This is a genomic window from Thermus sp. (genome assembly GCF_040290245.1).
GTDB lineage: Bacteria > Deinococcota > Deinococci > Deinococcales > Thermaceae > Thermus_A.
Window position 1 is genome coordinate 21,705 of record NZ_PSMQ01000019.1, and the last position, 9,745, is coordinate 31,449.

The following is a 9,745-nucleotide window of genomic DNA, read 5'->3' on the forward strand; positions in this document are numbered from 1 at the left end:
CGTGCTCGGCCTCTTGGTGTTCCCTTCGGGAAGCAACTTGGTGTTCCCTTCGGGAAGCAACTGGGCGGTAGACTGCCTCCATGAGGGTCCTAGGGCTCCTCGTCCTTTTCCGCTGGCTCATCCTCCTCCCGGTTTTTTCCCTTCTCCTTGGGGCAGCCTACTTCGCGTATCTCGCCCTCTATGAGGTATACAAGGCCTTCGGGGTGGGGAGCTTGGAAAAGGGGCTTTTTTCTGCGGTCTTCCTCCTTTTTGCCCTGGGGCTTTATGAGCTTTTTATCGCCCCCCTCGAGGTGCCCGAGGGCCACCCCTTTCGCCGGGTTCTGGTGGTGGAAAGCCTAGAGGATTTGAAGGGCAAGCTGGCAGCGGTCGTCCTCATGCTTTTGGTGGTGCGGTTTTTCGAGCAGGCCCAGGCGCTGAAGGCGGCCTCTTTTCAGGACCTGGCCTTTTTGGCCTTAGGGGTGGCGCTTCTGGCCTTTGGGCTTTGGATCTCCAAGAAGTCGGGGTAGACTGGAGGATGTGCTTGCGGTCGGGATCGTCGGTCTACCCAACGTAGGGAAGTCCACCCTTTTCAACGCCCTCACCCGGGCGGGTGCCCTTGCCGCCAACTACCCCTTTGCCACCATTGACAAGAACATAGGGGTGGTCCCCCTAAAGGACGAGCGGCTTTTGGCCCTGCAAAAGGTGTTTGCTAAAGGGGAGAGGCTTCCCCCCACTGTTCCCACCCACGTAGAGTTCGTGGACATCGCGGGCCTGGTCAAGGGGGCGCATAAGGGGGAGGGGCTCGGCAACCAGTTTCTGGCCCACATCCGGGAGGTTTCCGCCATCCTCCACGTGGTCCGGGCCTTCCAGGACCCGAATGTGGTTCATGTGGCGGGCCGGGTCGACCCGGTGGAGGATATGGAGACCATCCACACCGAGCTGGCCCTGGCGGACCTTGCCACCTTGGAGCGGCGCCTCGAGCGCCTGCGCAAGGAGGCCCGGTCCAACCGGGAGATGGGGCCTGTTCTGGAGGTCGCAGAGGGTCTTTACGCGCACCTCGTCCAGGGCCAGCCTGCCCGCACATTTCCCCCCTCGGAGGAGGCGCGCCGCTTCTTGAAGGAGACCCCCCTCCTCACCGCCAAGCCCATGATCTATGTGGTGAACGTGGGGGAGGAGGACCTGCCAGACGGGGCCGGCAACCCTTGGGTGAAGGCGGTCCAAAAGCGGGCCCAGGCGGAAGGGGCCGAATGGGTGGTGGTCTCGGCCCGCCTCGAGGCCGAACTGGCCGAGCTGCCCGAGGAGGAGGCGGAGGAGCTCTTAAAAAGCTACGGCCTTTTTGAGTCCGGCCTGAACCGCCTGGCGCGGGTGGCCTATCGGACGCTGGGCCTCATCACCTTCTTCACCGCAGGGGAAAAGGAGGTCAGGGCTTGGACGGTGCGAGGGGGCACCCGGGCCCCCGAGGCGGCGGGGAAGATCCACTCGGATATGGAAAGGGGGTTTATCCGGGCCGAGGTCATCCCCTGGGCCAAGCTCGTGGAGGCGGGGGGTTGGGCCAGAGCCAAGGAGAAGGGCTGGGTGCGGCTAGAGGGCAAGGAGTACGAGGTCCAAGACGGGGATGTGATCCACATCCTCTTCAACGTTTGACAAACCCCGCGCAGGTCCCCTAGAATGCCCTTGGCGCTGGGGCGTCGTCTAATGGCAGGACAGCGGACTTTGGATCCGCCGGTCGTGGTTCGAGTCCACGCGCCCCAGCCATTTTTCACACCGATTTCACGCCCCTTTGGTTACGATGGCCCTGTGGCCGAGCCTTATCCCGGGGTCCTCCTCCTAAGCCGCAACCAGGCGGTAAGGGCCTACCTCGAGCTTCTCCTCGAGGGGATGGGGCTTTCGCTCATGCACTTCGACTCGGCCCGCGAAGGGCTTTTTTGGCTGAGGGACTATACCCCTAAGCTCATCCTCCTGGACCAGGAGCTGGACCTGGACCCCTTTTCCGTGGCGGCCCGGATCACGCACGTGCGCCGGTTGAAGGAGGTGCCCGTCGCGGTTTTGATCGCGCCGGATGAGCGGCTTAAAACCACGGCGGAGGTGGTCCGGGTGCGGGTGATCGAGAAGCCCCTGACCCGGGAGAAACTCCTTCCTCTTGTACACTAGGTTCCGGCATGCGCACCTTGCGCCTCCTCCTTTGGGGTCTCTTGGCGGTCTTGGTGGGGGTGGGCCTGGCCTTGGGCTATATGGCCTATGCCTTCACCCGTAGCCTCCCCGACCTCTCCGCCTTTGAGCGCCTTAGGCTTACCTCCACCTCCACCCTCTATGCCCGGGACGGTTCCTTGCTCGCCCTTTTGGCCAGCGTGGAGGAAGGGCGGGCCATCCACCGGAGCCTTGTCCGGCTTTCCGAGGTCTCCCCGGCGGCGGTGGCGGCCATCGTGGCCTCTGAGGACAAGCGGTTCTTCCAGCACTACGGCCTGGACCCGGTGAGGCTTCTGGGGGCTTTCTTTGCCGTCCTCAAGGGGGATCTCCAGGGGGGAAGCACGATCACCACCCAGGTCATCAAGAATACCCTTCTCAAGGAACTCGCCCAGGAGCGGACCCTGGAGCGAAAGTTCAAGGAATGGGCCTTGGCTTTGGAGCTGGAGCGCCGCTACACCAAGGAGGAGATCCTGGAGATGTACCTGAACGTCGTTCCCTGGGGGGGGAATGCGGTGGGGATCCAGGGGGCGGCGGAGGCCTATTTTGGCAAGGCGCCCGCGGAGCTTTCCCTGGCCGAGGGGGCGTATCTGGCCGTCCTCATCCCCGCCCCCAACGCCCGCTACTTCGACCTGGAGGGGACGCGCAAGCGGATGAGAAGGCTTTTGGACCAGATGGCCGAGGAGGGCTGGATCAGCCCCGCCCTGCGGGACGAGGCCTGGCGCACCCCCCTGGTGCCCCGGGGGTGGGAGGCGAGGTACGACGCTGAGGGAAACCTGGTTTTTGCCCGGCTTGTGGATCCCTCGGCCCGCATCCTGCCCGAGGTTCAGGTCAACCAGGCGCCCCATGTGGTCTACGAGGTTCGCAGCTGGCTCGAGGCCCGCTTTGGCCGGGAGAAGGTCTACGGAGAGGGCGGGCTGAAGGTCTACACCACCCTGGACCCCGCCATGCAGGCCGCGGCGGAGAAGGCGGCAAGAGGGGCAAGGCTTCCTGAAGGGGCGGATCTGGCTATCGTGGGCTTGGACCCTGAGACGGGGGCGGTCCTCGCCTTGGTGGGAGGGATTCGGAAGGAGAAGGACGAGTACAACCGGGCCTTTAGGGCCCTCAGGAACCCTGGTTCGGCGGTGAAGCCGTTTGTTTACGCCACCGCTTTCGAGAACGGTTTCACCCAGGCCAGCCTGGTTCCGGACCGGCCTTTGGAGTTCCCCGACCCCAGCCAGAAGGGGGGGGTGTGGCGGCCTAAGAACTTCTCAGGCCGCTTCCTGAACCAGGAGATCACCGTCCGCTATGCTTTGGATCTTTCCTTGAACCTGCCCGCGGTCTACACCGCAAACGCCATCGGCGTAGAAAAGGTGGCCCAGAAACTCTCCCAGGCGGGCTTTGCAGTGAGGTATCCCACCTTGGCCATCGCCATCGGCGGGGCCTCCATCACCCCGGCGGAGCTGGCCGGGGCCTACGCCGCCTTTATCAACGGGGGGTACAAGGTCAAGCCCTACCTGGTGGAGCGGGTGGAGGACGCGGAGGGGAGGGTTTTGTACCAGGCCAGGCCGGAGCGGGTCCGGATCTTTGATCCCCTGGTGGCCTACCAGGGCTGGGACCTTTTGAAAGGGTACGTCTACGACCTTGGGGGGCAGGGGCTGGCCAAGGGGGCCCGCATCCCGGGCCGGGTGGTGGGGGGGAAGACGGGGACGACCAACGAGGCCCGGGACCTCTGGTTCGCCGGGGTGACCCGGGGGCTTTCCGCGGTGGTCTGGGTGGGCCGGGACGACAACCAGCCGCTTCGCATGGGGGGGCGGGAGCCCAGCAGCTCCGTGGTCAACCCGCCCATCTGGCGCGCCTTCGTGGAGGAAGCCCTGAGGGGGAGGCCAGGTGGGGACTTTCCCCCTCCAAGCGGGCTCGTTCCCGTCCGGGTGGACCTCCTAAGCGGGGCGTTATCCCCCTCTGGGCCCTTGATGTACCTGCCGGCGGGGAAGGAACCCCAGCCGCCCCCTTCCCCTTCCGGCACCGATACGGTGACCCTGGCCCTGGACCGGCGGACGAACTGCCTGGCGGGCCCCGACACGCCTTCTGAGGAGATCCTTTGGCTCGAGGTGCCCAGGGGGGAGGAGGGGAAGTACCGATGCCCGTGAAGGTGGTCTTGGTGGAGCCCGAGGAGCCCATGAACGTGGGGGCGGTGGCCCGGGCGATGAAGAACTTTGGCCTGAGGGTCCTGGCCTTGGTCAACCCAGGGCCCAGGGTAGGCCCCCCTTTCCCCCCCGAGGCCTTCTGGCTGGCCGTCCACGCGGAGGATGTGCTGCAAGGGGCGGTGGTCTACTCGAGCCTTATGGAAGCGGTGGCGGAGGCGAGGCTGGTGGTGGCCACCACGGGCCGGCCCCGGGAGCTCTACCCCGCTCCCCTTCGGACGCCCCAGGAGGTGGCGCAGGAGGTGCTTGGGGTGGAGGGAGAGGTGGCTTTGGTCTTCGGCCGGGAGCGGATCGGCCTGACCAACGAGGAGCTGGACCTGGCCCACCTCATCGGATCCATCCCCGCCGCCCCTGAACAGCCCTCCTTGAACCTGGCCCAGGCGGTGGTGGTCTTTGCGTACGAGCTTTTCCAAGCCCAGACCCAGAAGGCCCCTTTCCCCAAGGAGGAGCTCGCGAGCACGGCGGCGCTGGAGGCCTTGTTTTCCGATCTGGGCCGGTACATCCTCGAGATCGGCTTTACCGACCAAAATCGCTTTCCCTACGCCATGCGCCGCTTAAGACGGATCTTCCACAAGGCCCGCCTTTCCCCGGGGGAGGTCCAGATGCTCCGGGGCCTCCTCCACCAGAGCCGCTACGCCATGGGGAGGAAGGATGGGGACTGAGGGGCTTTACCGTTTGGTCCGGCTGGCGCAGAAATTCCTTCCGCCGGCCATTTTAGTGGTGGTCGTCCTTTTTGAGCTCACCCTTCTTCCTTACCGTCACCAGGACTTTGCCTTCTGGCTCCGCCTGGGCTTTTACGGCCTGGTGGGTCCTTTGGTGACCTTTGCCGTCTTGGAGTGGATCGCTCAGGAGGTTTTGGAGAAGGCCCGGGCGGAAAAGGCGCTTCAAGAGGCGAACCGCCGGCTTTTCGCTGTGGGGCGGGTTTTCCAGGAAGCCCTTCAGGCGGAGACCCTCGAGGAGGCCGTAAGGCGGATTGCCCAGGCCCTCACGCAAGCCCTGGGCCACCCGGTGGCGGTGGAGGTCCAGGGGGTGCGGGGCGGGGGGTGCGCGGGGTGCCAGAAGGTGGCCCTGCCTGGCCTCGAGGGGTTTCTGGAGGCCCCGGTTACGGAGGAGGCGGGGTTTCTGGAGGTCCTGGCCCACGAGGTGGCGAGCGCCCTTCAGACCGTGATGGCCCGGACGCGGGACCTGCTTACCCTTTACGAGGTGGACCAGGCCCTGAAGGCGGAGGCCAACCTGGAAAAGCTTTTGGACGGGCTTCTGGACCGCATCCTCCGCTGGGCTGGGGGAAAGGGGGGTGGAGTCTTTCTCCTGGACGAAGGGGGGTTCTTAAAACCCTGGGCGGTGCGGGGGCTGGACCTGCCGGAGCGCCCCTTTCTGCCCGAAGGAGCGTGGAAGGCGGCCCTCGAGGGGCCGGTCTTTCTAGCCCCGGGCCTTTTGGTCCTGCCCCTCAAAGCCCGGGAGACGGTGGGGGTTCTGGTTCTAGAAGGAGAGGGGCTTTCCGGCCGGATTCCCTTCCTCTCCTTTTTGGCTTCCCAGATGGCCCTGGCCGTGCGGAACGCTCAGGCCTACCTAAGGGCGGAGGAGCTGGCCATCAATGAGGAGCGCAACCGCATTGCCCGGGAGATCCACGACGGCATTGCCCAGAGCTTGGCCTTCATGGCCCTTAAGTTGGACCTGGCGGAAAGGCTTTTGGAGAAGGATCGTCAGGCCGCGCTTAAGGCGCTTTCCGAGATCAAGGAGACCCTAAGGGGCCAGATCCGCGAGGTTCGCCGGAGCATCTTCGCCCTGCGGCCCATTGACCTCGAGCGCTACGGGTTTTTAGAGTCCATCCGCCGTTACGCCCAGGCCTTTGCGGAGCAAGCGGGGTTCCGGGTCCGGCTGGTTCTGCCTGAAGCGGTCCACCTTTCCCAGGCGAGCGAGCTCATCCTCTTCCGCGTCTTGCAGGAGGCCCTGACCAACGCGGCCAAACACGCCCGGCCGAGCCGGGTGGAGGTCGTTTTGGAGCCCCTGGGGTCGCGGGGGGCGCGGCTCGTGGTGCGGGACAACGGGTGCGGCTTTAAGACCCCCGAGGCGGGGGCGTTCGGAGGGTTTGGCCTCACCCAGATGCGGGAGCGGGTGGAGGCCAGGGGCGGGCGGTTTTGGATCCGATCGGAGCCGGGCAAAGGGACGGAGGTGGGGGCGGAGGTGCCGTACTAGGGGTGGGTACCGCAGGGGGCTTTCTGGAGGGCAGTCACGCTCTTCAGAGCGGGGGCGTTAGGATGGAGGGCATGGGGAGGCCTATACGCGTACTTTTCGTCTGCTTGGGCAATATCTGCCGAAGCCCCATGGCCAAGGGAATTTTTCTCAAGCTCCTCAGGGAGCGGGGGCTTTCGGGCCGGTTTGAGGTGGACTCGGCGGGGCTTGGCGGCTGGCACGTGGGGGAGGGGATGGACCCCAGGGCGCGACGGGTGCTGGAGGAACACGGGGCCTTTTTCCCCCACCGGGCCCGGAGGCTCAGCCGGGAGGACTGCGAGCGGTTTGACCACATCCTGGTCATGGATCGGGAGAACCTCGAGGGGGTCTTAAGCCTTTGCCCCAAGGCCAAGGAGAAGGTCCGGCTGGTCCTGGATTTTTCCGACGGGACGGGTCGGGAGGTGCCGGACCCCTACTACGAGGACCTTTGGGCGTTCCGGGAGGCCTATCTGGTTTTGGAGGAGGCCCTGAAGGGGTTTTTAGACTGGGTGGTCAGGGTCCAGGATGCGTCCTGAGGAGCTTCTCGCCCGAGCCGGTCTGCCCTTTTACCCCTTGGTCCCTTTGGTGGGTGGGGATGTGGCCCGGGTGTTTCGGGCGGGACCCTATGTCCTCAAGCTCCACCCAAGCCCCCCGGAGGGGTTCTTCCCCGCAGAGGCCCGGGGGCTCATGCGCCTATCAGGAAAAGGGGTGCGGGTGCCCAGGGTGGTGTATGTGGACGAGGGGGGGCTGGTTATGGAATACCTCTCCCCCGGGCCGCCGGACTGGGAGGGGCTGGGGCGGATGCTGGCCCAGCTTCACAGTCAGAAGGAGGTCCAGTATGGGGGTGACCGGGTCTTCCTGGGCCCCTTGCCTCTGCCGGAGGGGGTTGGCGAGGACTGGGGGCGGTTTTTCTACGAGAAGCGGATCTTGCCTCTCTTGGAGGCCGCGCCCAACCCCAAGGGCTCCTTGCGCCTTGGAAGACTTTTCCTCGAGGTGGAGCGGGCCCCCTGGCATCGCCTCCCTGAGGAGGGGCCGGTTCTAATCCACGGGGACCTTTGGCACGGGAATGTCTACTTCGCCCAGGAGGGGCCGGCCCTCTTGGACCCTTCGGCCTGGGTGGGGGAGCGGGGGGTGGACCTGGCGATGATGCGGCTTTTCGGGGGGTTTCCCGAGGTTTTTTGGCGCACTTATGAGGCCTTGCTCCCCATCCCCGAGGCGGTGAACCGCGCCCTTCCCTGCTACCAGGTCTACTTTCTTCTTGCCCATCTCCTCCTCTTCGGAGAAGCCTACCTTGGGCCTTTAAAGCGGGCCCTTAAGGGGTGCGGATGATGGAAGGGGATTTCCGCCTTCTTTCCCCCATCGACCTCTTGCAGCTTCTCGCCCAAGGGCGGAAGACGGGGGCGTTTTTGGTCCAGGCGGGCCCTTTGGAAGGGGGGGTGTACCTGGAGCGGGGGCGGCCCGTTCACGCCCTTTTGGGTTCCCGCCAGGGGGAGAAGGCGCTTTTGGAAGTTCTGGCCTTGAAGGAGGGGCGGTTTCGCTTTCTGCCTGGGGAGCGGGCCCAGAGGACCACCTTGGGCCTACCCCTCGAGGCCTACCTCCTCCAGGCGGTCCGGGTGTTGGACGAGCGGGTGGAGGTGGGGCCTTTTGACCGAATCGCCTTTGGGGATCGGGTTTTTGCCACCCACCTCACCCTGGCCCCAGAGGAGCTCCAGCTCCTTTCCCACCTGAAGGGGGAGGTGAGCCTACTGGACCTGGTGGACCGGACAGGGCTTTCCCTGGAGGAGGCGGCCCTCCGGGTGGGCCATCTGGCCCGGGCGGGGATCCTCCAGGTCAGGCCCCGCACGCCCCACACGGTCCGGTTGGTGGTGGCCCTAGGGGAAAAGGGGGCAGGGCTGGATGCCCTCCTCTTAAGCGCTTGGCGGAAGCAGTATGGGGCTTTCCAGGGGGTGCGGGTGCGGGGGCGGAAGGAGACGGTCTTGCCCGTTGAGGGGGTTAAAGGGGCGGGGCGGCGTCTCCTTTTGGCCCCAGAGCTCCTCCTCTTCCATGACCTGAGGGTGGGGGAGGAGGTTCTGGTCTGGCCGGAGCTGTAAAATCGGGGCGTGGAAAGGGCAGAGGTAGCCCTGGAGACCGCTCTTTTGACCCATGGTTTGCCCTGGCCGGAAAACCTCTCCATCATGGAAGCCCTTCTCCAGGCGGTGGAGGCGGAAGGGGCCAGGCCAAGGCCCATTGGGGTGGTGGGCGGCCGGGTCCGGGTGGGGCTTAGCAAGGCGGAGATCCTACGGCTGGCCCAAGGTGGAGCGGACAAGGCGAGCCTTTGGAACCTTGCCGCTTTGATCGCCGCTGGGAAGGACGCGGGGACCACGGTGGCCGCCACCGTCCACCTGGCTCACCGGGCGGGCCTCGAGGTCTTGGCCACCGGGGGGATCGGCGGGGTGCACCCTGCTTCCTTTGACGAATCCGCGGACCTTTTGGCCTTAAGCCGCACCCCCATTTTGGTGGTGGCCTCGGGGCCTAAAAGCGTCCTGGACCTCGAGGCCACCCTGGAGCGGCTCGAGACCTATGGCATCACGGTTTTGGGCTTCCGGACGGACCGGATGCCGGCTTTTTTAAGCCCCGACTCCCCTTACCCCCTGCCCGCCCGGGTGGAGACCCCTTTGGAGGCGGCCCGGGTTTACCGGGAGGCGAAGGCCTTGGGCCTGGGCGGGGTCCTTCTTTTCAATCCGGTCTCCGAGGGGCTTCCCTACCAAGAGGTCCAAGCCCATGTGGAAGAGGCGAACCGGGAGGCCCGTAGGCTTGGCGTAACCGGGAAGGACCTCACCCCCTACCTCTTGAAGCGGCTTGCTGAAAGGACGCAGGGAAGAAGCCTCGAGGTCAACCGCCGTCTCCTTGTGGAGAACGCCCGGCTGGCGGCCCAGGTGGCGCGCGCCCTTGCGGGCGTAGAATGAAAGGACATGTGCGAGCTTGGGGAAAGGCTTAAAGCGGCGCGCACCTCCAGGGGGCTTTCCCTGGAGGAGGCCGCCAGGCGGCTTTCCCTTAAGAAGAGCGTCCTCCAGGCCCTCGAGGAGTGCCGCTTTGACCTTCTTCCAGAGCCCGCTTTGGCCAAGGGGTACCTGAGGCGGTACGCCCTCCTCCTGGGCTTAGACCCTAAGCCCCTCCTGGCCCTTTATCCGGCGGAACCCCCTCCCCCC

Annotated in this window: 11 protein-coding genes and 1 tRNA gene; all 12 read left to right on the forward strand. The window is 65.5% G+C overall.

Features of this window, described 5'->3' with window-relative positions:
* Positions 1 to 80 precede the first annotated feature (80 nt).
* Positions 81 to 506, forward strand: coding sequence for a YqhA family protein (locus C4301_RS04355; RefSeq protein ID WP_352413885.1), 426 nt, complete (start codon positions 81 to 83; stop codon positions 504 to 506).
* Positions 507 to 516: 10 nt separating this feature from the next.
* Positions 517 to 1,623 carry a redox-regulated ATPase YchF gene (gene ychF, locus C4301_RS04360; RefSeq protein ID WP_352413886.1) on the forward strand — a complete coding sequence of 369 codons (1,107 nt, stop codon included), beginning with the start codon at positions 517 to 519 and terminating at the stop codon, positions 1,621 to 1,623.
* A gap of 37 nt (positions 1,624 to 1,660) precedes the next feature.
* Positions 1,661 to 1,734 (forward strand) — tRNA-Gln (locus C4301_RS04365).
* A 42-nt stretch (positions 1,735 to 1,776) separates the two neighbouring features.
* Complete coding sequence (locus C4301_RS04370) at positions 1,777 to 2,130, forward strand: response regulator (protein ID WP_352413887.1); 354 nt, start codon at positions 1,777 to 1,779, stop codon at positions 2,128 to 2,130.
* 8 nt (positions 2,131 to 2,138) lie between these two features.
* The gene (locus C4301_RS04375; RefSeq protein WP_352413888.1) at positions 2,139 to 4,292 is read left to right on the forward strand and encodes a transglycosylase domain-containing protein; all 2,154 of its coding nucleotides are present in this window, start codon (positions 2,139 to 2,141) and stop codon (positions 4,290 to 4,292) included.
* Positions 4,283 to 5,008 carry an RNA methyltransferase gene (locus C4301_RS04380; RefSeq protein WP_352413889.1) on the forward strand — a complete coding sequence of 242 codons (726 nt, stop codon included), beginning with the start codon at positions 4,283 to 4,285 and terminating at the stop codon, positions 5,006 to 5,008. Before C4301_RS04375 ends, C4301_RS04380 begins: the two co-directional genes overlap by 10 nt.
* Positions 4,998 to 6,542, forward strand: a complete 1,545-nt coding sequence (locus C4301_RS04385; RefSeq protein WP_352413890.1) for a sensor histidine kinase — start codon at positions 4,998 to 5,000, stop codon at positions 6,540 to 6,542. The genes C4301_RS04380 and C4301_RS04385 overlap by 11 nt, the downstream gene beginning before the upstream one ends.
* A 71-nt stretch (positions 6,543 to 6,613) precedes the next feature.
* On the forward strand, positions 6,614 to 7,093 hold the full coding sequence (locus C4301_RS04390) for a low molecular weight protein-tyrosine-phosphatase (RefSeq protein ID WP_352413891.1): 480 nt from the start codon (positions 6,614 to 6,616) through the stop codon (positions 7,091 to 7,093).
* The gene (locus C4301_RS04395) at positions 7,083 to 7,886 is read left to right on the forward strand and encodes a fructosamine kinase family protein (protein WP_352413892.1); all 804 of its coding nucleotides are present in this window, start codon (positions 7,083 to 7,085) and stop codon (positions 7,884 to 7,886) included. The genes C4301_RS04390 and C4301_RS04395 overlap by 11 nt, the downstream gene beginning before the upstream one ends.
* On the forward strand, positions 7,886 to 8,647 hold the full coding sequence (locus C4301_RS04400; RefSeq protein WP_352413895.1) for a DUF4388 domain-containing protein: 762 nt from the start codon (positions 7,886 to 7,888) through the stop codon (positions 8,645 to 8,647). Before C4301_RS04395 ends, C4301_RS04400 begins: the two co-directional genes overlap by 1 nt.
* Positions 8,648 to 8,656: 9 nt before the next feature.
* On the forward strand, positions 8,657 to 9,502 hold the full coding sequence (locus tag C4301_RS04405) for a pseudouridine-5'-phosphate glycosidase (protein WP_352413893.1): 846 nt from the start codon (positions 8,657 to 8,659) through the stop codon (positions 9,500 to 9,502).
* A gap of 6 nt (positions 9,503 to 9,508) precedes the next feature.
* A partial coding sequence (locus C4301_RS04410) for a helix-turn-helix domain-containing protein (protein ID WP_352413894.1) occupies positions 9,509 to 9,745 on the forward strand: 237 nt, incomplete at its 3' end.

Coding starts and splice junctions, on each gene's coding strand:
- C4301_RS04385 (WP_352413890.1), top strand. CDS start 4,998: ATGGGGACTGAGGGGCTTTACCGTTTGGTCCGGCTGGCGCAGAAATTC.
- C4301_RS04380 (WP_352413889.1), top strand. CDS start 4,283: ATGCCCGTGAAGGTGGTCTTGGTGGAGCCCGAGGAGCCCATGAACGTG.
- C4301_RS04375 (WP_352413888.1), top strand. CDS start 2,139: ATGCGCACCTTGCGCCTCCTCCTTTGGGGTCTCTTGGCGGTCTTGGTG.
- C4301_RS04400 (WP_352413895.1), top strand. CDS start 7,886: ATGGAAGGGGATTTCCGCCTTCTTTCCCCCATCGACCTCTTGCAGCTT.
- C4301_RS04395 (WP_352413892.1), top strand. CDS start 7,083: ATGCGTCCTGAGGAGCTTCTCGCCCGAGCCGGTCTGCCCTTTTACCCC.
- C4301_RS04355 (WP_352413885.1), top strand. CDS start 81: ATGAGGGTCCTAGGGCTCCTCGTCCTTTTCCGCTGGCTCATCCTCCTC.
- C4301_RS04390 (WP_352413891.1), top strand. CDS start 6,614: ATGGGGAGGCCTATACGCGTACTTTTCGTCTGCTTGGGCAATATCTGC.